This is a genomic window from Ellagibacter sp. (assembly GCF_048412355.1).
Lineage (GTDB): Bacteria > Actinomycetota > Coriobacteriia > Coriobacteriales > Eggerthellaceae > Ellagibacter.
The window spans coordinates 43158-66011 of the sequence record NZ_DBFSAP010000009.1 but is presented as its reverse complement, the minus strand read 5'-3'; the positions used below and the strand labels follow the sequence as shown (position 1 = coordinate 66011).

General features: G+C 59.5%; 13 protein-coding genes. 7 read left to right on the top strand and 6 right to left on the bottom strand.

Annotation, left to right across the window (positions count from 1 at the left end; translation table 11 throughout):
* Positions 1 to 332: 332 nt before the first annotated feature.
* Positions 333 to 3185, bottom strand: coding sequence for a hypothetical protein (locus ACMRQN_RS01260; protein ID WP_418733476.1), 2853 nt, complete (start codon positions 3183 to 3185; stop codon positions 333 to 335).
* Positions 3186 to 3509: 324 nt separating this feature from the next.
* Here ACMRQN_RS01260 and ACMRQN_RS01255 point away from each other — a divergent pair, with 324 nt between their 5' ends.
* Both ACMRQN_RS01255 and ACMRQN_RS01250 read left to right on the top strand, forming a co-directional pair.
* Positions 3510 to 4115: a type IV toxin-antitoxin system AbiEi family antitoxin domain-containing protein gene (locus ACMRQN_RS01255; protein ID WP_418733475.1), complete on the top strand. Its 606-nt coding sequence runs from the start codon at positions 3510 to 3512 to the stop codon at positions 4113 to 4115.
* Positions 4112 to 4966 (top strand): nucleotidyl transferase AbiEii/AbiGii toxin family protein, encoded by an 855-nt coding sequence (locus tag ACMRQN_RS01250; RefSeq protein WP_418733474.1) that lies wholly within the window; start codon positions 4112 to 4114, stop codon positions 4964 to 4966. Before ACMRQN_RS01255 ends, ACMRQN_RS01250 begins: the two co-directional genes overlap by 4 nt.
* 846 nt (positions 4967 to 5812) lie before the next feature.
* Here the strand turns inward: ACMRQN_RS01250 and ACMRQN_RS01245 are convergent.
* Complete coding sequence (locus tag ACMRQN_RS01245) at positions 5813 to 6397, bottom strand: Crp/Fnr family transcriptional regulator (RefSeq protein ID WP_418733480.1); 585 nt, start codon at positions 6395 to 6397, stop codon at positions 5813 to 5815.
* Positions 6398 to 6558: 161 nt separating this feature from the next.
* On the opposite strand from ACMRQN_RS01245, the gene hcp reads away from it, so the two are divergent.
* Positions 6559 to 8133, top strand: coding sequence for a hydroxylamine reductase (hcp, locus tag ACMRQN_RS01240; protein WP_418733473.1), 1575 nt, complete (start codon positions 6559 to 6561; stop codon positions 8131 to 8133).
* 175 nt (positions 8134 to 8308) lie between these two features.
* Here the strand turns inward: hcp and ACMRQN_RS01235 are convergent, their stop codons facing one another.
* Positions 8309 to 9442, bottom strand: coding sequence for a hypothetical protein (locus tag ACMRQN_RS01235; protein ID WP_418733472.1), 1134 nt, complete (start codon positions 9440 to 9442; stop codon positions 8309 to 8311).
* 286 nt (positions 9443 to 9728) lie between these two features.
* Here ACMRQN_RS01235 and ACMRQN_RS01230 point away from each other — a divergent pair, with 286 nt between their 5' ends.
* Together ACMRQN_RS01230 and ACMRQN_RS01225 are read left to right on the top strand one after the other, a co-directional pair.
* Complete coding sequence (locus ACMRQN_RS01230) at positions 9729 to 10010, top strand: hypothetical protein (protein WP_418733471.1); 282 nt, start codon at positions 9729 to 9731, stop codon at positions 10008 to 10010.
* Positions 10011 to 10177: 167 nt separating this feature from the next.
* Positions 10178 to 12019, top strand: a complete 1842-nt coding sequence (locus tag ACMRQN_RS01225; RefSeq protein WP_418733470.1) for a hypothetical protein — start codon at positions 10178 to 10180, stop codon at positions 12017 to 12019.
* A 96-nt stretch (positions 12020 to 12115) separates the two neighbouring features.
* Here the strand turns inward: ACMRQN_RS01225 and ACMRQN_RS01220 are convergent, their stop codons facing one another.
* The 3 genes from ACMRQN_RS01220 to ACMRQN_RS01210 all read right to left on the bottom strand — a co-directional run bounded on the left by ACMRQN_RS01220 (position 12116) and on the right by ACMRQN_RS01210 (position 16890).
* Positions 12116 to 14053 (bottom strand): hypothetical protein, encoded by a 1938-nt coding sequence (locus ACMRQN_RS01220; protein ID WP_418733469.1) that lies wholly within the window; start codon positions 14051 to 14053, stop codon positions 12116 to 12118.
* Positions 14054 to 14829: 776 nt separating this feature from the next.
* Positions 14830 to 15252, bottom strand: a complete 423-nt coding sequence (locus tag ACMRQN_RS01215; protein WP_418733468.1) for a peptide deformylase — start codon at positions 15250 to 15252, stop codon at positions 14830 to 14832.
* Positions 15253 to 15660: 408 nt separating this feature from the next.
* Positions 15661 to 16890 (bottom strand): IS110 family transposase, encoded by a 1230-nt coding sequence (locus ACMRQN_RS01210; protein WP_418733467.1) that lies wholly within the window; start codon positions 16888 to 16890, stop codon positions 15661 to 15663.
* Positions 16891 to 17452: 562 nt separating this feature from the next.
* On the opposite strand from ACMRQN_RS01210, the gene ACMRQN_RS01205 reads away from it, so the two are divergent.
* Both ACMRQN_RS01205 and secA read left to right on the top strand, forming a co-directional pair.
* Positions 17453 to 19936, top strand: a complete 2484-nt coding sequence (locus ACMRQN_RS01205; protein WP_418733466.1) for an S-layer homology domain-containing protein — start codon at positions 17453 to 17455, stop codon at positions 19934 to 19936.
* Between the two features lie 259 nt (positions 19937 to 20195).
* Positions 20196 to 22817 (top strand): preprotein translocase subunit SecA, encoded by a 2622-nt coding sequence (secA, locus tag ACMRQN_RS01200; protein WP_418733465.1) that lies wholly within the window; start codon positions 20196 to 20198, stop codon positions 22815 to 22817.
* Positions 22818 to 22854: the final 37 nt, after the last annotated feature.

Genomic DNA, 22854 nt, shown 5'->3' with positions numbered 1-22854 from the left:
GCCGCCATCGCATCTGCGATGCGCCCCATTGCGCCCAAAAGCATTCGATATTCGGCTGTCAAAGTGCGTTAATCGGATAAACCTACTCGGCTTCAAAAAACTTCGGATTATCCCTTGACTTCATATAGCTGGTCTCCTTTCAACGGCAATTCAATTTCCTAGTATATCGCCAGACCCATGCCTACTTTTCCTGCAATTCGGCATGCAGCGGAGACCCAATGAAAAAGGTCGCGACGTTACGCCGCTCGTCTGCCTGCGAGAGCGCCCGAGGAAATCCCGCGCCCCTAGAGTGGGGCGCGGGACGATCACGACCTTTGCAGAGTCTTCCGGCGTTAGTTGCCAGCAATGATGTCGCGGGCAGTTTGCCTGCATATGCTGAGCGGATGCCATGGGAATGCGTCGTCGTACTTTGGATCCTCGGAGCGATTCATCGGTATTCCGCGTTTGAAATCGACGTCATACGGGTCCTTGGACCACGCTTCCTGACCCTCCTCAAGAGTTTCTCCTTTTCCCTCCGTCGCCATCACAACGGCGTCGCGCATCCCCGTTGTGCCGGCTTCCGCAAAGAAGCCCTGAATACGGAAAACGCCATTCCTCGATCCAAGATCCATAGTCAGGCAGTACTGCGCGCCCTCGAACGGCTCGACGGTTTTCATGATGCTGTACATCGCATCTTCGCCGCTTCTGGTTTTCGTGCGTTCGACCGTGATAAGTCCCTGGTTGTCGCCAAGACACTCGTGTATTCCGTCGATCACGGACTGGGGGTTGCCGAAGGGCATCGCCTCCTCTTCGGACGAGGGGCCCACGTATAGCAGCATCTGCGCGCTCTTGCTCTGGGCCCCGAAGCTCTTGAGCGAGTCGGAATCCTCTGGAAGCGGGCAGAGCGGCTGGAAGAAAGCGGGGATGCAGATTTCGCCGACGCCGTCGATCGAGACGCATTGCGTCGCCGGCTCCTCCTCGGCCTCTTCCTCAAGCCTGGCGAGTGCGTTGTTGATCTGCTCGTCAGTGGGCAGAGCGAAGTGCTCCCTGCGCGACGCGACCTCGTCGAACTTCGGTGCGAGGAACGCCCTGACCTTGGCTTCCTGACTCTGAGAGGAGAGGGTCTCTTCCATGAGCTCCTTGAACTCGCTCGACTTCACGCCGTCGAGGGCGGCGAGCAGCTCGTCCATCTCGTGCCCGTCGAGCAGGTACTCGACCGCCATGCACGAGACCATGGCGTTGAAATATCTCCCGAAGGATGCGCAGTCGCCCTCGAACAGTATCCCGCCGACCGCGCCCGCGGCCGCCGTACCGATCGTTCCGCCGACCATGCCGCCCGCAAGGCCGACGACGGTACCCACGCCGGGCGACACCGCCGTGCCAGCCGCGGCGCCGACCTTCGCCGCCGCGACCCCTGCCGCAGCAGCGCCGGCGATTCCCCCGGCGACCGAGGTGGCGAGGCTGGCGATATTCTGGGCGTACTGCGCGCCGCTGGCCTTGCCCTGAAAGAGCTTATAGGTCTCGGGAACTGAGAACACGGCGAGCGTCACCGCTGCCGAGACGGCGTTGCCCCTTAGCATCTTCGCAAGCTGCTTGGAGGCGGCTGCTCCGCTGATGGCGGTCTTGCCCGTGAGGGCGCGCAGGCCGTTGACGATCGTTGCGGACGCCTTGAATCCGAGCTTGCCGACCACCGCCTGGCTGGGCGCCATCAGGGCATTGGAAAGCCCCGTTCTGGAAAGCTGCGAGACGACCATATGCTGGGCGAAGGACAAGCCGAACACCTGAACGCCAGCGGCGATGCCTGCCTGGATGGCGCCATTGACGTCTTTGGTCTCCCTGTACGCCATGAACGTCGTCGCGAGAAACGACAGGCCGAACGCGCAGGAGCACGTGACCGCACCGGTGGCGGCGTCGTAGGCGACCGACTCCACCGTTCCCGGCTTGGTGAGGTTTACCGCCTGGTCGTAGGTGAGCTTGCCCTTGCGGACGATCTTCTCGGCGTCCTTTGGGTCGCTGACACCCGGCACCTTGCCCTGGCGAACCTTCCCCTCGAAGCCGCGGAGAACCTGCTGGTACTGGTCTTTCGGGACCTCCAGCTGCATCGGTGTGCCATCGTTCGCGACGTAGCGGTACTGGTGGCTGCTCGGGTCGAAGCAGGCCTCGAGGGAGCCGCGCGCCGTCTTGTAGTACTTGGTTTGGACCAGGATGCCGTCGACCCTTCGGTCGGCGCCGTTTTTCGCGTTGTCCCTCCCCAGAATCTCGGCCTGATGGCCCTGGAGCCTGTCGATGATGTTGTTCGCCTCTTCGGCGAGCTCGCCGTGGCCTGCCGGGTTGTTGACCGCCGCGCGCTGCTCGACGAAGACCTCCCCGTTGCTGTTGATGGCCGCCGCTGCTGCGACCGCCGCGGCTTTGGGCGCCGCATCGTCCGCCCCAGCAAGCGCGCCGTCGATTGCGAAGGCGGCGCGGCTTTCCTCGAAGCTGCCGAGAGCCTGGCAGCGAGATACGAACCGGCCTCGGCACGCTTCGTCGACGGTGAGCGCAAGGTTGCTTTCACCGTCGGAGGCGAAGGAACCGGGCTCGAAGTGCGCCCACTCGAAGTAGAAGAGGCGAGACTGCCTCTTTTCCTTCCCCGGGACCGCGAACGCGTCAGCATCGGCCTTGATGTAGACGCCCTTTTCGGTCATGACGATGCCGCTGGGCCTGAGGTCGAACTCGGCGTCGGCCCAGACAACGGTCTGTTCCCTTGGTATCGGGAATGTCGATTTCACCTTGGCGGCATTGGCTTCCGTCAACGGAAGCGGAGACTCTTGGAAGGAGTCGAGTAGCTCCTGTGCGCGGGTGCCTTCAATCGCTTTCAAGGCTTCCTGTACCTTGGGCGCGTACTCTGCCTTCTCCGCATCAAGCCTTTCGGCCGCTTTCTCGTCGAGGACGGCTTTCGCGCTGCTCGCCGCTCCTGCGACCGCCGCGCCCGCTGTTGTCGCCACGTCCATGATCGCAGCGCCCGCTGTTGTCGCCGCCTCGGAGGCCTCGTCGGCAAACCTGCTCGCCGCTTCGCCCGCCGTCGTCGTTGCCTCCACGATCGCAGCACCCGCCGCCACCGCCATTCCAGATGCTCCTTCGGCAATCCTGGTCGCCGCCTCGCCGGCGGTCTTGGAGGCCTTCTGGATCTCTTTCAGCGGGTCGAGGCCTTTGTCGAATATGCTCATGAACGAACCTTTCTCGTGGGCGAATAGATGGTTCGAATCGCGTTGTTTCTTATGCGAGCGTCATTATACCTTGCGCTTTAAGCCTTGGACTCAGCTGCCAAACCCGTCGCAGGAACTCGGGCAAGATTGTTGAACTCAACAACGACGCTTACGCTCTCCTCTGATGATCCGAGAATGACCGCTGATTCAAGTCACCGGGCCTAAATTTGTTTTTACAGGAATAGCGTCTTGCCAGGCGTCTTTGCCCGATGGCCGTGATCTTCTTTTTTGATTATTAGACACATTTAAGCTACAATTCGTGTCCAATAATCAAAAAGGAGGGTTATGGGCAGAAGCGAGGAGATAGCCGAATTCGTAGAAGGCTCGGGCGGCATCGCGAGCGCGGCGCAAATCGCGAAAGCGGGCTTTCTGCCGGGCTCGATCTCCTACGCCCTTGAATCGGGCGCCATAGACAAGCTTACCCGGGGCGTGTACTGTCTGCCCGAAGTCTTCGACGACGAGTTCGCGGCGATATCCTACAGGTGGAGCAGATGCGTGCTATCGCATGGAAGCGCGCTGTACCTCGCCGGCCTTTCCGACAGGGTTCCCGCCGCAATCGATGTCACCGTCCCGCGCGGCTACAACCCGCGCGGCCTTACCCGAGAATATCCCGATACGAAGATCCACCGCCTCCCTCCCGAGCTCTACGAGCTCGGCATCGTCAAGGCAAAGTCCCCGGGAGGGGGCACCGTGAAAGCCTATTGCGCCGAACGGGCCATAGCCGATCTCATTTCGCAGAGAGTTTCCGAAGGAGCGGACCCCCAGCTCGTCCGCGACGCGGTCGCGGGTTATTTCAAAAGGAAAGGCGCCGACCTGCCTAAGCTCGCACGGATGTGCAACGCGCTCGGCGTCGAGAAAGAGTTCAGGATGTATTTGGAGGTGCTCACATGATGAGGAGCGACGCAAGCCTCAAGGGCAAAATTAAGGCCCTGGCCAAGAAAAGCAACCTGAAGCCCCAGGAGCTCCTGCAAATGTACCTGTTCGAGCATCTTTTGATGCGGCTCGGAAAGAGCGGCTACGCCGAGGCGTTCGTTCTGAAGGGCGGCCTCCTCATCTCTTCGATGACCGGCGTCGCCCAGAGGACCACCATGGACATGGACACGACGGTGATAGGCATGGATATGGGCGAAGATACGGTGAGCGAGGCCGTCGCCGCCATCTGCGCCGTGGACGTCGCCGACGGCATGGAATACACCTTCGAGCGGATCGAGCCCATCCGCGAGGGCGACGAGTACGCGAACTGGCGCGCGCACCTGCGCGTGAGGTACGGCAAGATAGACGCCCCCGTGAAGATCGACATCACGACCGGAGACGAGATAGTGCCCGGGCGCATCGAGTACCGCTACCCGCTGATGTTCGAGGAGGGCTCGGTCAGGGTGCTCTCGTACCCGCTCGAAACCGTGTTGGCCGAAAAGCTCGAGACGGTCGTTTCCCGGGGAATCGCCAACACGCGTGGACGCGACTACTACGACATCCACACTTTGCTCCGTTTGAAGGCGGACGAAATAAATCGGGATTCCCTGCACGAAGCAGTTGTCGCCACCGCCTCCAGGCGCGGTTCGCTCGGCAAGATGGGCGACTACGAGGCCGTGCTCGGCGAGGTCAGAAGATCCGATATGATGCGGGGCATCTGGTCCTCTTACGTCTCGTCATCACCCTATGCGGAAGGCGTCGATTTCGAAGAGGCGGTCGATTCGGCCATCGAGCTCGCAAGGCTTTCGGAGCTTGACGATTTGGACTGATGAAGGCGAGAAGTCCCTCACCGCGCCAACACCAGACGATTGCGCTATAGGCATCTCTCCGACCCTTTGAATCACCTTGATTCAAGCCACCCGCTACGAACCCCTGGCGGAAACCCGGGAATGATTAAAGGTGCGACCTGCGGTTTCACGAATCAATTGAGTCATTCCCGAAATCGCGAATCAAGGGGTTGATTCGCCTAAATTGCGCACGAATCAACCCTTCGGCGACATTGTGCGACGCACATCGGTAGTACTCGGACTGGATTAGTCGCTGAGTGGGAGTAAGCCGATAGGGCTCCGACCTGCATTTTTGAGTGCCTCACTGTGCCGCCAATGGTGGCGAGTCCGCTCCGTCTCGACCAAGTTGACCAAGCGAGGATGCTGGCGGCGAAACCGAAGCGATGCTGCCGAAACAATCGCCAAATGACATGCGGCAGCGAACTGACCTCGTGGTCGAACGCGTACTCCAATGGAGTCGATACGAAGTGGCCTCGGGCAATTCCGCGCATATCTTCTTCTCCATGGGCAATCTGCGGCGCAATGGAGTACGAGCAACCATCCGCGAAGACGATGTCACAGTGCGAATCTCCCTCTGCGAAGGAATTCTTCCTGAAGCCTCATTCGAATGCGCCGCCCTCGGGGGAGAACGCATCCCTTCTACTCACCACCCGCAGCCCCATTGGAACTCGATCTGTTGTTTAAGGGTAAACAATAGAGCCAGCTGGAACCGCTGCAGACCACGATCTATCCCTCTGATGCTGGTTAACTGGCTAGGGGCTAAGACACATCTTGGATATGCGGAAGGCCATCTGATTTCGCCACAACATGGCAGGAAGCTGTCGTGCGCTACAGCAGCCGGTATGTGCGGCCTTCGTAGTCAATGACGCCTTCCTTGCGCAGCTTTGAGAGCTCGTTCGACAGCGCGCTGCGGTCGACGCTGAGGTAGCTTGCCAGCTTGGTTTGGCTGTAGGGGATGGTGAAGGCGCGGGTGCCGGCCTTCTTCTGCTGCTGCGAGAGGAAGGCGAGGATCTTGCCCCGTATGGTCTTGGGGGTCATGGCTATGGCGCGGCGGTTCATGTCCAGGTTGCTTAGCGCCAAGGCGCGCATGAGGTTCGAGGATATGTGTGCGTGGCAGCCGCACTGCTTAGGACAGGAATGGATGATGCGCTCGGCTTTGAGCAGCACCACCTCGCAGGCCGAATCTGCCAGCACATCGATGTCGAGGGGCTCCATGCTGCAGGCGTAGCCGTGCGCGAAAAGCGAGCCGGGCCCCAGCATCTCCAAGATCGTCGTCTCGCCCCAGGCATCCGAGACCTCGATCCGCACGCGCCCGGACAGGACGACGCCGAGGTATTCGGTGGGCTGGCCGGCGCGCATGATCCGCTCCTCCCGGCTGAAAACCCTTCTTGTCGCCCCAAGGCAAGGCAGCATCAGCTTCGCTTCGTCTTGGGTTATGCCGGCGAATAGCATTGAAGAAGAAGTAGGGATATCAAGCATTGGTTTCACCTGTAGGTTCTACAACAGAAATGTATGTAATACCACAGTATAGTGTAGTTGCTTCGAAAACACACCCCCGAGCAGAGGAGCGCGAAATGACTGACGAGAACATGTTTTGCCTCCAGTGCGAGCAGACGCCGGGATGCACCGCCTGCACCGGAGCTGCCGGCGTGTGCGGCAAGACCGCCGATGTGGCTCGGCTGCAAGATGATTTGACCGGGACATTGATCGCCTTGGCCCGAGCCGAGAGCGGTGGAAAGGGGGATACCGAATCCAACGGGCTTATGCTGGAGGGCATGTTCGCCTGCGTGAGCAACGTCAGCTTCGACCCTAAGGCCATTGCCGCTCTTGAGCGCCGCGTTCGCGCGAAGGCTATTTCCCTGGGCGAATTTAGCTCGTACGACATGGGCTTGCTGTGGGACGCGCAGGAGGATATCCGCAGCCTGAAGAGCCTGCTGCTCTTCGGCATGCGCGGCGTGGCGGCGTACGCCTATCATGCGCAGGCGCTGGGGAAGTCGGACCCTGCTGTGACGGCGTTTCTCTACGAGGGCATGAGGGCCGTCGGCTCCGACCTGGGCATGGACGAGCTGCTGCCTTTGGTTCTCAAGTGCGGCGAGGTCAACTTGGCCGCCATGGCCGCTTTGGAGGAAGCGAACGTCTCCGCCTACGGCAAACCCGAGCCTGCGACGGTTGAGCTCAAGGTCGAGGCGGGGCCCTTCATCGTGGTCACCGGCCACGACCTGCACGACCTCAAGCAGCTTCTGGAGCAGACCGAAGGCCGCGGCGTGAACGTGTACACCCACGGCGAGATGCTCCCCGCGAACGCCTATCCCGAGCTGCGCAAGTATCCGCATCTGAAAGGCAACTACGGTACCGCGTGGCACAACCAGCGCAAGGAGTTCAAAGACCTTCCCGCGCCTATCCTGTGGACGACCAACTGCTTGGTGAAGCCAGACGAGTCGTATGCCGACCGCGTGTTCACCACCGGTCCCGTGAGCTTCCCGGGTGCGCATGTCGTCGAGGCGGGCGAAGACGGGGCCAAGGACTTCTCTGCCCTTATCGACAAAGCACTGGAGCTGGGCGGTTGGGGCGCTGATCGGACCTTCGCCGGCATCAACGGCGGCACCAGTGTCACCACTGGATTCGGCTACGACACCGTGATGAGCGTCGCTCCCGCCGTCATCGATGCGGTCAAGTCCGGCGACATCAAGCGCTTCATCCTGTTGGCGGGCTGCGACGGCATGCGCAAGGAGCGCAGCTACTACACCGACTTCGCCAAGCTTGCCCCCTCCGACTCCGTCATCTTGACTCTGGCCTGCGGCAAGTACCGTTTCAACGACCTGAATCTGGGCAGCATCGACGGTATCCCGCGCCTGCTGGACGTCGGCCAGTGCAACGACGCCTATGGTGCGATCAAGATCGCGCTCGCGCTGGCGGATGCTTTCGGTTGCGGCGTGAACGATTTGCCGCTTTCCATGGTGCTCTCCTGGTACGAGCAGAAGGCGGTGTGCATCTTGCTCACGCTGCTGCATTTGGGCATCAAGGGCATCTACCTGGGCCCCACGCTTCCGGCGTTCGTGAGCCCCGGCGTGCTGCAGGTGCTGGTGGACAACTACGGCATTCGCCCCATATCTACTCCCGAGGCCGACCTTGCCCAGATTATGGGCTAGCCGCTCTTTTCGACAGAACCCATTCTCGTTCCCCGAAGTAGGACGGCATCGTCGGTCCCTGGAATGTAACTCCAGTAGAAACTATTGATCAAGCGACAGGGGCTTGTCCTATTCGGCGGTATTGGGACTCCAGGCAGCCGCAAAATCGTCGTCCATTCCTTCGCCGATGATATCGCTACGAATTCGCTTTCCATACCGAGAGCGTGATCTGCGGTCTCGAGTATTCGTCGAATTCCTCCTCTGATTCGGTATCGAAGGAGCAGGCGACGCGAACGGGGGCGTCGTTGCTGTATACGCGAATGCCCTCGTAGAACGACCCTGCTAGGAACGTCTCTTTGAAATCGGCGGGGATGGTGCACGTTGCGAGCAGTTCAGGATCGGCAACTGATACGTTCAGGCCGCTAAGCGGGGCGTTAAGGGTCTGGAAATCTCGCTCGGCTTGGCCCAGGTTTTCCTCGAGGCTTGCCGCGACATCGACCCCTTCGCAATAATTGATCTCAGTAATCGTCCCGTATTCGTCGAAGGTCAAGTAGACGTAAGCCCCCTCCCAGCTGAAGTCGCCTTCTCGTAGATAGCCTCTCACGTGATAGCCGTAATCTTTGTACTTCTCGTACGGGTCATCTGCCGAAACGCGCTCGCATACCTGCGCCAGCGCGTTTTCCGCCATATCAATTTGCTCGGCGGCGAGGGCGATCTTCTCCTGCGTCTCCTGGCTTCCCTGGGCGTATTGCGGAATGTATATCGCAATAAGAACCAGAACGGGCACGATCGAGAACGCGATCAATTGCTTCTTGATGTTCGGAACGGGAACGCCGTAGGCATCGGCCATCGCCTCGGCGTTGTTCGCACTTTCCGAAAGCATGTCCGCCGCTGTGCTTACCGCGCCAATCGCTCCTGCGACCTGGGCCGCGCCCCCGACGGCCTGAGCCGCCTTGTTGTCGCTTTTTTGCAGCAGACGCCCCGCCGCTTGCGTCGCAAGCACGCCGGCAACTTGAGCCGAACGGTCACTTTGAGTCTGCCTTACCGCAAGGCGATTCTGCAGGTCAAGCCATTGCTTTCCGCGCATGCCGAACTTCGGGCGAAGCGCGCAGAAGCAGAATACGGCAACGCAGATCGCGATGAGAGCGATCCCGGTATTGAGCCCGGCCGGATCGAAGCCGTCGTTGTGGAAAACCAGGTCGTCGATTATTTCCAACGGCACGATAAGGGCGCACAATGCAAAGGACATGACGAGCGCCCGCAGTGCGATCTTGGGATACACGCAGTAGCGTTGGATCTGCTTCCTCTCTTTTTCGCTGAGTGCCCGCATTGATGCCTTTCGTATGCCGTTGGGATAAGCTTGACGCCGATCGGTAAGGAGAGCGACTGCCGCAAGGTGGTTGCTGCTAGGCCGGCTCCTCCCGTCCATCGCGTTACATTGTAGGGGATTTGATAGGCTGTTTCGGAATCGAGCGCATTAGGCAAACCGATGATCCGGAATGATTGTCGGCCCTCGAACAGTGCAGCCGCAGGGTGGAACAGGGAGGATTCCTCACTCATCGCTGCGCGACGCTGCGAACCCGAGCGGCGAATTCGACTGCGCCAGGCTGCGGGAAATGCTCGTTGGAAAATATGCCGAGGCAAAGGGTGGCTCCATCGTAAAATCGCTGCTGGCGAACTCCGGAATCCTTGAAGGGGAGGGGCGCGTCCTGCATCCGGTGGAGGTTGAGACTGCCGCCACCGTGGGCGCTGACGTCGTCAAGAACTTCGCCTGCTTGGAGGGTCTGCGGGGCTACGAAGTCGGATTCGGGCACGTGATCTGCCAGGCGAAGGATCCCTATTCCATAATCAGAGGCGTGCAGGCGGTCCCCGTTTGGGCTATTAAGCAGTGTCGGTGACCTGCGGACCCCAAAACCAGCAAAGCCGTTGTCTACGATTCTCTCCGCGCAGAGCCCAATCGTCATGATATTTAGGTCGATATGCCGCTGCCAGCACCGTTCCTAAACGTGAACAGGGATAATCGAATCTAATCAATTTGGTCTCGATGCAGTGGAGAGAACCTGTTATGAGCATAGTTATGAACCATTCGGAGAAGCTGTCTAAAGAGTTGGAAGTACGGCATTGGGCTTGCTATGCTGCGAAGGCGGCGGCGCTTTTCTTGCTGCTCGGCGCATTCGCCGTATTCGGTTCGCAAATGCATGCCTTCGGGGTAGCCGTTCTGTGGGCCCTGTTGAGCTGCCTGTCTGCACTCGGATATGCCTACTTCCACGTTGTCCGCAAAGCGAGCCAGCGCTTCCTGTTCGAGTCGGGCCGCCAGCTCTCCCGTATCAACAGCGGTCGCACACTGGTTTTCGGCATCGCCTTCGTTGTTGCGGCGACATGCGCGTTTGGGCTGTTCTGCGATGTTCTCAGGTGGAATGCCCTGGAGTGGGGCATCGTTGCGTCAAGCGCGATCTTCTACCCTGTGGCATATTGCGTCCTGCTCCGCCTCATTGGAGGCCAGTTCGCTGAGGAGTTCAGGCAGCCGGGCACCACGAGAGCGGCAATCTGGGTCACAATCGGTTACTTGTGTATCGCTTTCCTCGCTGAGAGCTTTGCCGTTCCCGTAGTTGATTATCCCTCGGCGTACGAAGCCTTTGCCGCCGCGCAGCAGGAGTTCGGCGATTCCCCTGTGGAGTTGCTCCGTCAACTGGGGATACTTTCTTCTGTTGCTGAAGGAATGACAAACTGGGGAACCTCCCAGGCGGCCGATACGTCGCCGTATCTCTATGCCGGGATGAAGATCTTCCTTAACGCTTTGTCCCTTGCAGCGGTGGGAAGCATGCTTGGCGCATGCTCCATAAGCAAGACGGAGCTAAGGCGCATGTTCGCTGACTTCACCGACGATACCGCAGATTACACGGCGAACGATGGCGCCAGGTCAAAGCCCGCCTTGCGCTTCCACTACGTCGCTGTGGGCGCTTGCATGCCCGTTCTGCTGCTTGTGCTTCTTCTGTGCGTGAACGCGCATCTCCAGGATGCGTCCGATCGTGGCGAGCTGTCCTTCGTCAAAAGCTTCGCCAGCAATGCGGTGAACCTGACCGTGTGCGTAATCGACGGCGAGCCCTACGATGCCCAGGTCCTCCAAGCCGCCAGGGATGAGGCATCAAGTGAGCTAGAAAAGCTTTCAACCGAGGCCAAAGAGACTCTTGTACCGCTTGTCAACGCATCGTTCGACGCCCGCATAGACAACATCGATGGATATCTTGACGACTACTACAGCCTGCCCGCCGACTACGAGCGGCTGGTAAACCTTGTTGGCGGCAACGTCGAGGAGTTCGCCGCTCAACGTCTTCAGGAGAAGATTGACTCCGACATCGACGATTCCGAACTGGCCTTAAAGCTCGAGGAGTACAGTGCTCAGAGCCAAGCTATTCTCGATCGATTCGAGAGCGCAAAGGCTTCGTCCAAAATCGAAGAAGTCCCCGAATGGCTCATGAAATCGAAGGATGTGGTCGATGCGACCCTCTTCGATGAGACGATCGAGCCTGATCAGAAGCTCTTGAGCTTAGGGCAGCGCTTTGGCGTGAGCGCGGCTGCTGGCACAGCTGCAGGGGTGGCGACGAAGGCTGTTTCGAAGAAGCTGATTGAACGCACCGTCGAGAAGCAGTTTTTCAAGAATGTAGTTTCCCGCATCACGAGCGTGCTCGCTTCGCGTGCTGCGGGAGGCGTGGTCGGCGCTGCGATTGGCACGGCTGCCGGTCCAGTCGGCACGATCTTGGGGGCCGCTGCGGGCACGGCGGCCAGCATCGGCGTTGACTACGCCTTGCTGAAGGTGGATGAGAGTCAAAACCGCGAATCGTACAAAGAACAGATAACCGACGCCATAGAGGAAGAGCGGGCCGAGGTACTGTCCCTGCTTGAGTAAGTGCCCGTAGTATAAGTACGATTCGAGTTGCCATGTTGTAAACATAGGCTGGCGCGCCGACAGCTGGCACAATAGCGCCGCTGCCGAGGAAGGCGTCTAGAGTAGTCCCTTGGCTCGCTTGTCATAGATCTTATCGAGCTCCGATTGCACGTACTCTTCTTTGAGTTTGGCGACGAAGCGAGCATCCGAGAACAGTCGGTAGACGAGCACCGTCGCGCCTCCGAGGTCGAGGCATTTGGGGTTCTCCGTAATCAACGCCTGCACAACGCTGCTCGAGGTCGCAATGGTATCGGAGATGAGGATGATCTTCTTGGTGCGCGCCTGGTACATCTCGGTGCAGTAGTCCGACCCGTCGTCATTGAATATCAGCGAGCAGCCGTGTAGCGCCGCTATCAGCCAATTAATGAGCGCCGTCATGCCAGCCTGTACGCCGACTTTCAGAACATCGCCGGTGCTGACGTATTTGGTAAGGGCCTCGGTGTACGCCTTGTCGAGGACGAGGTTGGCGAACGGGATCTGTATCCCGCACGGCGTGTAGAGGTCCGTGCCGATGTGGACCAGCTGCTTGATCAGGGCCGCCGCGGCGGCATCCGGCTCGCTCACGACGCGCCTTCCCGCCGCAACCAGCATCTCCACGGTCCCGGTGGGCGCCCCGATCAGCGGGTTCTTCCCGAATGCGTCGTAGGAGACCGAGTAGGTCGCGGGGATCCGCGCACCGATCCCGAAGACGTTGGCGTCCCTAACGCAGGTGATGCTGTTGGTCATGATGTTCGAGGTTCCGAACACGAGGCCGAGCACCGGGTCGTGGCCGAGGGTCGCGAACCGGTGGTTCGCGCCCTTGAATATCTTTAGGTTCTCAGCCTCGTAGCGCGTCGCGTCGTACGGCACGCCCCGCGAGGAGAGGATGTGGCTCTTGGAGGCGAACAGGCGGCCAGATTCCGCCGGAGCCCCATCGTCGAAGCCGGAGAAAACGCGGTCCTGGAAGCTATGCAGGGCGTCTTCCTTGGCGTTGCCCGCTCCCGCCCGCTCGACCTCCGTCAGGGAGTTGATGACGAGCACGCGGGCGACCTGGAGCATGGTCGCGGCGACGACGAAGGCCGCGTCGGCGTCCTGCAGCCTCGTCCGCTCCTTGAACTCACGGTCGATGCGCTCGAGGTTCTCGCCGTACTCGCGGACGGACTTCTCGACTGCCTGCTCCGCCCAGCTCTCGTCGACGGCCACGCACGCCGCCCTCGCCGCCATGTAGTCGGCGAAGAGCCTGCAAGCGTGCTCCTCTTCCTCGGTCACTTGCCCGTCCGCCGCTGCGGCGACCTGAAGCTGCTCGGCTATGGACCCCAGCGACACGATGCTAATGTTGTCCAAACAGTCCTTTACCCGGTCGAAGGACAGGTCCTCGTCGTCCGCGATTGCCTGCACCTTCGCCTTCACGTCGTCCGGGAGACCGCCGTCCAGCTTGAGGTAGTCTAGGCCGTCCTCGAGCCACTCCCGCTCCTCTTGGGAGAAGTCGCCGTCGCAGCGCATCAGGAAGAAGAGCGTTGCCACGTAGGCGTAGATGAAGTTGTGCCGCTTCTGGCCTGCAAGGTAGGCGCCCTGCTTGATCCCGTCGCGGAAACCCTTGATGCGCGCCCTGCGCAGGCGCGCGGAGAACGAGTTCTCCTTGATTGCGTTGATGCCGCCCTCCGCAGTCGACGCCGCGCCGGACGCGAGGGATGACGCTCCCTGGGCCAACCCCATGGCGGCGTCGACGGCGATTCCGCCCACAGCGTTCGCGGCTCCCGCAATCGCTTTGCCCGCACCAGAGGACGCGATTTGCTCGCCGACGTTCGACGAGCCTTCCGCAACTGAGCACATGGCGGCGCCAGCCATCTTGGATGCCGAGGCGGCCGTGTTAACGATCGCTTTTCCCGCGCCTTCGGCCGCGTTTGCGGCGCCTTTGGCGGCGGACTCGACGGCTGCCGATGCTCCTTTGGCTATCCCTCCGGCGGTATGGGCGGCTCGGGATAGCGTTTCCCCAAGATTAAAACTAGGCGCCATTCTGCTTCTCCTGATGTGAGCGGTTCTTGCGTGGGATGCCCCTACGCAACTTATGCAACACAGTACGCGAGACGTGCCTCTCGTACTCTTGATTATCTCACTATGAGCAAGCCCCTCGTCTGGCGATTTCGACTGGCTCTAGACGACCGCGTGGTCGCTCGTCGTGCTCGGCACGCGCGCCCATGCGGCGATGAAAGTGCAAATGCGGCTTGGTGGAAGCTTCCAGGGACAGTGCTGCATGTCAGATATATATATAGTGCTCTGCCTGCGTGAAAATTAATAATCATGTTGCAATAGTTCCCTAAAAAGGTATTATTGCAACCTCGATTATGGCCGCTTGGTGCTCCTTACGTCGCAGGAATCTGGAAAGGGCGCCGCTGGTCAGCTTCTCAGTCAGCTGGGTGAAGCCGCGGCGCGCATCAAAGGGGAGGAAAATGATGTGCGCGAAGCCACGGAACCGGGCAGGACGCTGTTCAACGTCGTTCCGAACGGCGAAGCCGCTGAGCGCCGGTGGACGCACGATGGGCTCGATTGGGAATAAAGCCGCGAGTGAAATAGCGAGGTAGGGCTGCGATAACGAGGGACGGTGGTGCTCCCATGAAGAAGGGCGAGCTTCTTTTGGAGGCTCGCCCCTCTTGGTTGATGCTTGAAGTTGGGTGCTCGGGAATGCGGCGCGCAGTGTGGCAGCCCCATGCGGTTGCGGACTCTGCTCGCTGCCACAAGCGGGCGCGGGGAGGCCCCGAGCAGGCGTGGACCCTGTGCGCGGCTCTTGCGGCTTAGACCAGCTTGCCCTTGCTGTGGTCGATCATGTGTTGGATGATCTCGGCCGTCCAGTCGGTGAACTCGCGGTTCTTCGTGACGAGCTTGTCGCCAGCAAGTTCCTGGTAGCTGATTTTCGCCTTGGCATAGCGCGTGACCTTGGATTCCTCCTCGCGGGACAGGCAGTCCTCCGTGGTCTTGAAAGCGCCGAGCGCGCGGATCATCTTCGCGTTGAACATGATGTGCGGCTTGTCGTCGGCATCGAGGTAGATGAAGGCGGCCTTGGTCACGCCGAGCTGGTTGGCGTGCAGACACGCGACGTTTTCGAGCGACTCGAGCGTGTCGGTGAGGTCGGCGGCAAGCGCTGCGGCTTCCTCGGCAGAGACGGCATCGCAGGGATGTGACAAGACGGCGTCGTCTTTCACCAGGTCTTTGATCATGAGGGTATCCTCCCGTAGGTTGCGAACAAAGCGCGCCCGCAAGTTGGGCGCTCATGCTTGGAATTGTACCACGGAAGAAAAGGCTCACCCTCGCTGCGCACGCTCAGAGCCAGGACAACGGCTTCGCCGGGTGACTCATGCTCGGGGGAGCCGCTATTCCGAGAGGTGATTTTGAGACAATTGAGGGGCGTAATGTCTTCCATGATGTACCAAAAAACGGACAATCGCCTTATAGCCGAAGATATCCCAAAAACATTATCGCAAACAAAATTAAATTGTTGAAAGGGGGTTATTCCTATTGGAATCAACCTATAAGGGTTTTCATAACAGCGAGCATTCTGCCCTCTGGCAATTTGCGCTCATACGGCTCGCTCGCCCACCACCGTACGCCACCACGCACGTCATATCCTATCCGCGGCCATTCTCGTCCACTTCAACAGGCGGCTCGTAGAAGGTACCTTCGTTCAGCATCGCGAAAATCACCGTCACCCGATGTCTCGCCAACGCTCGGAGCGCCTGCAAATGCTTCTTTCCTTCGGCTCGCTTGCGCTCGTAATACGCCCTTGCCACAGGGTCGCACTGAACCGAACGCTGCGACGACTGCATGAGCGCATTTTTCAATCGCCGGTTACCTCCTTTTCGTTTCCGTCTCTTATGAACGCTCGTTCCCGAATCCTCCTTGCGCGGCGCCACACCCGCGTACGACGCCAGGTGATTCGAATCGCGAAACCGACCAATGTCGCCAATCTCGACGGCAATCAGCGCCGCATACACCGGGCCGACGCCAGGGATGCTCTGTAAAAGATCAACCTCGGGAATCATCTTCGCACGCTGCTCAATCGTCAGATTCAAGCGCTTCTCTTCAGCCAATAGCTCGATTATGCGCGATGCGATCGAACGTATTTGCTCCTCGATCACCGCAGCGCCAGGCAGCATGACGGTCTGCCGATCGAGCACGTCGAAAACTTGCTCCACCTTCTTCGGGCCGTCCACGCAGTGATACTTCAGCTCCGCCGCCCACGTTGACACGCGAGCGCGGCCCGCCTGGCGAAAGCCAATCGGCCCGCCATAGCGCGCAATTAGTCGAATTTCCAGGTCGTTATGAAGTTTCCTCTTCGAGAAGAGCTCTTCAAGCGGAGGGCTTACCTGATGGATGAAATCGTAAAGCCGGTTGTAGCAGCGCGTGCGCTCCTCGACAATGTCGTCGCGGCGCGAGGAAAGCACCTTAATCTCCGCCATCGACTCAGCCCGATTGCCCACGAACTCGATGTTGCGTGGCGTTGTTCGTGAAGCATCAGCCAGGATGAACGCATCCTTTTCGTCGAATTTATCCTCACCGTACGTTTCAGCAACTTGGCGAAAGCGGCGTGGCGACATGTGCGCTACAGGAATGTCCATGCTTTTAGCGACGCCGACGACAAGACGGCCGAACGCGCCGAACTGATCGACGATAACGAGAGCAAACCCGAAATCGCCTGCTTCCTCCAATGCAGCGCGAATCTCCGCCTCCTCCTGAGGAACTTTCCGATTAATCAACGGCTTGTCGCCATGACGGTCTAGGGCGACAATATGGTTCGAAGTTTTCCCAACATCTATGCCGCAAAACACTTCGAATGGAGCGATATCGACTTTGTTCAAAGACAACTCCTTCCCAAAAAGGGGACGAAGCCGCCGCGCGCCAGCCCTCGACAACATTCCAAAGAGCAAATAGCAGCAACCTTATGAGTGATGAGCGGACGCCGCCGGGCACGGCGGCATGATTCCAAAGGCCATAGGGCGGCAATGTGCATGAGCCTGTACCCGAACCCCGCGGCGGCCATGGGCGGGCCATGCATAGCCGAGCCCAACCGTTAGTATAGAACCAAAGCAGAAAAGAACAATGAGCGAAGACGGCGTCTTGACGAAATAGTGACTTTATCGCCAGCTCAGACACGGTATCGTAAGAAGTAGAATGAGATAAGGATGAGCTTCGTCGCCAGCAAAGCCTTATCGTCAAAAGGGCAATCAATGTGAGCGGCTTGTTAATTTCTGCCGAAAACTAAAATTAAATGTTTCAAATTGACGGTGTTGTGTATAATGCAGAAGAGTCATTTGGGCGTTGTGAAGCTTGCTTCACGGGTGGCACACTAGCTTTAGGTTTCATCCGTGGAGGAAGTGAAATTGCTCCCAAAGCAGTATCCACATTCCAATAGGAGGAAAAATGACAGCTTGCAAAGACTCCCTTAATGGGAAGAAGGCAGTGAGCGCGACCCTCGCGGGCGTTCTCGCGGTCGGCATGGTGCCGGCAGCGGCCTTCGCGGCGGAAGCACCCGCCGACGAGGCCCAGAACGACGGCATCGAACTTCTGGACACCACCAGCGCCGTGACCCTGTTCAACGCTGGCACCATTGCGCTGGACAGCACGTTCAGCCCCGTGAGCGGCAAGACCAACCAGTTCACCGCTAACGCGACCACCGACGGCACCGCGCTCGATCTGGGCACCGTCACCGTTACCCCGAAGGGCCAGTCTGCGGTTACCGCCACGGGCGACGATTTCAAGGTGACCATCACCAAGGACGGCACCGAGGTGAAGGAAATCAAGGCTCCCGGCACCTACACCGTGTCCGTTGAGGCTGTTGGCGGCGACTACAAGGGCGGCAAGGTTTCCGCCACCATCACCGTCAAGGGTGCTTCTCTCGCTAACGCAACCCTGTTCCAGGTGAACCCGGACGACGCCAAAGACGTTTCCGACACGACGTTCACCTACACCGGCAATGTGCTTGACCTCGGCGTTCAGGTTGACGGCAAGGCTCTTAAGGCTGGCACCGACTACACGATCAAGTTCGTGAACGCTGGCGGCGACGCCAACAACGATCCCGCAGTCGAAGTGAAGAACGCTGGTAAGTACTATGCGGTCATCACCGGCCAGGGCAACTTCGTTGGCAACGTCAAGAAGATTGCCAACGTTGAGGTCGCTCAATTCGATCTTGCCAGCGCCACGATTTCTGTCGATGACGTTTACGGTGCAACCGCTGCCAAGCCTTCTACTCCGACTTCTGTCAAGAACGGCTCCGATACGCTCGCGAACCCGGCTGAAGTCAAGCTGACGCTCAACGGTGGCCAGACCTGGGATGCCAAGGGTCAGTACGCCTTCACCGCCAAGGCGGACGGCAACACCAACATCACGGGTAGCAATGCTAATGTAACCTGCAACAAGGTCGACGCAGTTGCCACTTTCGAATACGATGGCGCCGCGTTCCCGACGGAGTTCACCTCCAATAATGGCGACAAGAAGCCGGTCTACTTCGACCTCGGCAAGATTGCCGCCAAGGACGCCGCAGGCAAGGCTGTTGCCGAATCCCTGATTGATGTCACCGTCACCGACAAGAATGGCAACGACGCAACGACTGATTTCGAGGCTCACAAGGCCGGTACCTACACCGTGAAGGCCGCTATCAACGACAACACCTATACTCTGGGTGGATCTGCTGAGTGCAAGGTTGTCATCAAGGAAGCCACCGTCGTTACTGCCGAGAACGTCGTCGTTGAGTACCAGGGCAAAATCGTCACTTCTGTCGAGAAGGCTTTTGACGGTGCTGCCATCGAGGCCGGTGACTTCACCATCACGGTTACCGATGCTGAAGGCCAAGAAATTGAGGGCACCACGGCCAAGCTCGTCGATGCCGAGGGTGAGGACGTCGCCGAGGCAGTTAATGCGGGCTCCTACAAGCTTGTCATCGAGAACGACAATGTTGTCTTCGAGGGCGAGGCTGTTGTGCCTATCACCATCAACAAGGTTGACCTGAGCACCATCAAGGTCGGTGCTGAGCAGAAGGCGTGGCTCGACCATACCGAGAATCCGGTTCTTACCTATGTCCAGAAGGGTACCGAGGTTGCTGACCTTGACCTCGAATACCAGTCTGGCACCGACGAAAATGGCGAGCCTGTGTGGGAGGCGCTCCCCGCTGCCGCTAAGGTGACGGTCAAGGATGTTTCTGGCAAGGAAGTCACCAAGCTTGAGGACGAGGGCATCTACACCATCGAGATCGCGGCTGCAGATGACGACGCTGCTCTGAACTACACGTTCCCAACGGAGGTTTCCATCACGGTTGCGGATGAGGCAAACCTGAAGTTCGCCGACAATGTCGATTCGAGTGCCTGGTACTACAACGAGGTCAACAAGGCTGCCGAACTCGGTCTTATGAACGGTTACACTGACACCAACCTCTTTGGGCCGAACGACACCATCACTCGTGCTCAGGTTGCACAGGTTCTGTTCAACATGGCTCGCGATCGCGCCGATATGGACCTTCCCGAGGGCTCTTACAACGAGATCTACGGATATGCGTCCTTTAGCGACGTCAATGGCAAGATGTGGTACGGCAAGGCCATCGCGTGGGCTAAGGCTGCTGGTATCGTGACTGGCTACGGCGACGGCACCTTCGCTCCCGAGAACAACATCACGCGCGAAGAGTTCGCGACCATGCTTGCCCGTTATGCTCAGAAGTACGGCAACTACACTGCCGGTAGCGCTGCTGATTTTGCTGCGTATGGCGATGCTTCCGCGGTTGACTCCTGGGCTGCCGAGTACGTCGCATGGGCGGTCAAGGGCGGTTACATGGGCAAGAACACGAACGTTCTCACGCCGCTCGCCAACATGACTCGCGCCGAGGCGGCTGCTATGGTCGTCCGCTACGCTGGCTAAGCTAACTGCCTAAACGAGGCTCATTTTTCGCCTGCTGGGAGCTAATCCCAGCAGGCTGGCCATGGGGCATGCGGGATGCGAGCGTCGCGCAAAGGACGCGAGCATTCCCATGCTTCAGGGTCAGCCTTAGGCAATCAATCGCAAGCTGTCGCGTAAGGCTTCGGGTGCGCCGACGCCCCCTCATCCGGGAAACCTGGGAGGGGGCGTCGGCGTTTTCTGACGAAATGCCCGCCCATGTTTTCCCAGGAGGCTTTTTCCCATGCCCAACCCCATATCCAAGCTGCTCTCGCTCGGCGACGGCAGGCGTCTTAGGCAGTATCGCCGTATAGTCGACAACATCAACTCGCTCGAAGACGGCCTTTCCGCGTTGACGGATGCCGAATTGCGCGCTACGGCCGACCGTCTGCGCGAGCGTGCGGTTGCTGGCGAGGCCAACGAGAGTCTTTTGCCCGAGTCGTTCGCGCTTATGCGCGAGGCGTCGAAGCGCACGGTGGGGCTGCGCCACTACGATGTGCAGCTCATCGGAGGCATGGCCTTAAACGATGGGTGCGTCGCCGAAATGAAGACTGGCGAGGGAAAGACGCTCGTCTCCACCTCGGTGGGCTTCCTGAACGCACTGTCGGGCGATCCCGTTCACGTCGTCACCGTCAACGATTACTTGGCGAAGCGCGATGCGGAATGGGTTGGCCGCATATACGGGTTGCTCGGCATGAAGGTTGGGCTTATCCAAAACAGCATGGAGCCCGAGGAGCGCAGACCCTCGTACGCCGCCTCCGTCACCTACGGTACCAATTCCGAATTTGGCTTCGACTACCTTCGCGACAACATGGTCTCTTCGCCTCGCGATCGCGTGCAGCGCGGCCATGCGTTCGGCATCGTCGACGAAGCCGACTCGGTGCTTATCGACGAGGCGCGCACGCCGCTTATCATCTCAGGGCTCTCCGGTGCGCCTTCTGCTATCTGCTCCACCTTCGCCGAAATCGCGGCTAAGCTCGATCCCAAAAACGACGTCGTCCTCGACGAGAAGCGCCGAACGGTGTACGAAACCGAAAACGGCCTTGCGAAAATCGAGAAAATGCTCGGCAGCGAAGTATATGCCGACCTCTCAGGGGCCACAGCGAACCGGCTGCGCCAGGCGCTCAAGGCCCAGTTCCTGTTCAAGATTGACCATGACTACGTGGTCGACGGGGGCGAAGTGAAGATTGTCGATGCCTTCACGGGCCGCATCATGGAGGGTCGCCGCTATTCCGAGGGTCTCCATCAGGCGATCGAGGCGAAGGAACACGTTCAGATTAAGCCCGAGACGCACACCATCGCAACCGTCACATTGCAGAACTACTTCCGCTTGTACAAGAAGCTCTCCGGCATGACGGGCACGGCGCTCACCGCCGACAGCGAGCTCGATCATATCTACCAGATGCCCGTCGTCCCCATCCCCACGAACAAGCCCGTGATCCGCGAAGACAAGGGCGATTTGATCTTCCGCACTGCAGAGGCCAAGTTCGCCGCCGTTGCCGACGAGGTAGAGCGCCGTCATGCCAAGGGGCAGCCCGTGCTCGTGGGTACGGCTTCGGTGAAGGCTTCCGAGCGGTTGTCAGAGAAGCTATGCGAACGTGGCATCGGGCACCAGGTGCTCAACGCGAAAGAACATGAGCGTGAGGCTGCGATCGTTGCCGAGGCGGGCCGGCTTGGCGCGGTCACCGTTGCCACCAACATGGCTGGCCGCGGAACCGACATCCTGCTCGGAGGCAACTATGAGATGCTTCGGCAGGCCGCCCTTAAGAAATTCGGTGTGAAAGACGAGGAGTTGGCAGCAGAGTGGCAGCTCCATGCGGCCGACGCCGAGGCAAGGTATATCACCGACCGCGAGGGCTATGCCGTCCGCGTGCTCGGAGGACTGTGCGTCATCGGTACCGAGCGTCACGAGGCGCGGCGTATCGACAACCAGCTGCGCGGCCGCGCCGGGCGACAGGGAGACCCGGGCGAATCCCGCTTTTATCTTTCGCTCGAGGACAACCTTTTGCGCCTTTTCGGGAAGGAGCGCATACACAAGGTTTCTGAGATGATGGTGCAAAGGGGCATCCCTGACGATTCGCCTTTGGAGGACCCGCTGGTCTCGAAGGTGATCACCGCCGCTCAGCAACAGGTGGAGTCGATGCACTTTGCCTCGCGCAAAAACGTGCTCGAGTACGATGATGTCATGGACTTGCAGCGCAAGGCCATCTACGGCGAGCGCAATGCCATCTTGGACGGCAAGGACGTCTGCGAGGGCATGGCCGAGTTCGTGGAGAGCATGGTCGATAGCTTGCTTGAGGAGAACTGCCCCGCCGAGATTCCTTCGGACGATTGGGATTTCGGGACGGTCGATGCGTGGGTTGAGTCGATGACGGGAGAAAAGGGCTACGACTCAAGCGAAATCGAATGCGATCAGGATCCCGATGTGCTCGCCGAAGACGTTCGCGATCATCTGATGAGGGTTTTCGACGAAAAGCGCGAGGCGGTGGGCAATCCTTTGTTCGAGGAGCTCTGCACGCAGATAACGCTTCGCATCATGGACACGCACTGGGTCGCGCATCTTACCGACATGGAGGGCTTGAAAGCGGGCATCGGGCTTCGCGCATACGGGCATCGTGATCCGCTCGTTGAATACAAGGAGGAGGCCTACCAGGCGTTCTCGCGGCTCGTGGATTCCATCTACGAGGACAGTCTGCGCGCCATCCTGCGCTTGCCCGTCGAGAGCGCAGGTGCTGCCTCTAGCGGGCTTTCCGAGGAGGATAACCCCTTCCGCCCCGAGAGCATGGTGTACTCCGATTCGCGATTGGCCCCCGAGGCCTCTCCGCTCGAGGCACCCGACCCCGCAGGGGGAAATCCGCTCGGATAGGGGGCAATCCCGCCTGGGCGATCCCGCAGCCCGCCCG

Bases quoted from the DNA above. Each gene is read 5' to 3' on its own strand.
- ACMRQN_RS01260 (WP_418733476.1), bottom strand. From the start codon at position 3,185: ATGAGCATATTCGACAAAGGCCTCGACCCGCTGAAAGAGATCCAGAAG.
- ACMRQN_RS01255 (WP_418733475.1), top strand. From the start codon at position 3,510: ATGGGCAGAAGCGAGGAGATAGCCGAATTCGTAGAAGGCTCGGGCGGC.
- ACMRQN_RS01250 (WP_418733474.1), top strand. From the start codon at position 4,112: ATGATGAGGAGCGACGCAAGCCTCAAGGGCAAAATTAAGGCCCTGGCC.
- ACMRQN_RS01245 (WP_418733480.1), bottom strand. From the start codon at position 6,397: ATGCTGCCTTGCCTTGGGGCGACAAGAAGGGTTTTCAGCCGGGAGGAG.
- hcp (WP_418733473.1), top strand. From the start codon at position 6,559: ATGACTGACGAGAACATGTTTTGCCTCCAGTGCGAGCAGACGCCGGGA.
- ACMRQN_RS01235 (WP_418733472.1), bottom strand. From the start codon at position 9,442: ATGCGGGCACTCAGCGAAAAAGAGAGGAAGCAGATCCAACGCTACTGC.
- ACMRQN_RS01230 (WP_418733471.1), top strand. From the start codon at position 9,729: ATGCTCGTTGGAAAATATGCCGAGGCAAAGGGTGGCTCCATCGTAAAA.
- ACMRQN_RS01225 (WP_418733470.1), top strand. From the start codon at position 10,178: ATGAGCATAGTTATGAACCATTCGGAGAAGCTGTCTAAAGAGTTGGAA.
- ACMRQN_RS01220 (WP_418733469.1), bottom strand. From the start codon at position 14,053: ATGGCGCCTAGTTTTAATCTTGGGGAAACGCTATCCCGAGCCGCCCAT.
- ACMRQN_RS01215 (WP_418733468.1), bottom strand. From the start codon at position 15,252: ATGATCAAAGACCTGGTGAAAGACGACGCCGTCTTGTCACATCCCTGC.
- ACMRQN_RS01205 (WP_418733466.1), top strand. From the start codon at position 17,453: ATGACAGCTTGCAAAGACTCCCTTAATGGGAAGAAGGCAGTGAGCGCG.
- secA (WP_418733465.1), top strand. From the start codon at position 20,196: ATGCCCAACCCCATATCCAAGCTGCTCTCGCTCGGCGACGGCAGGCGT.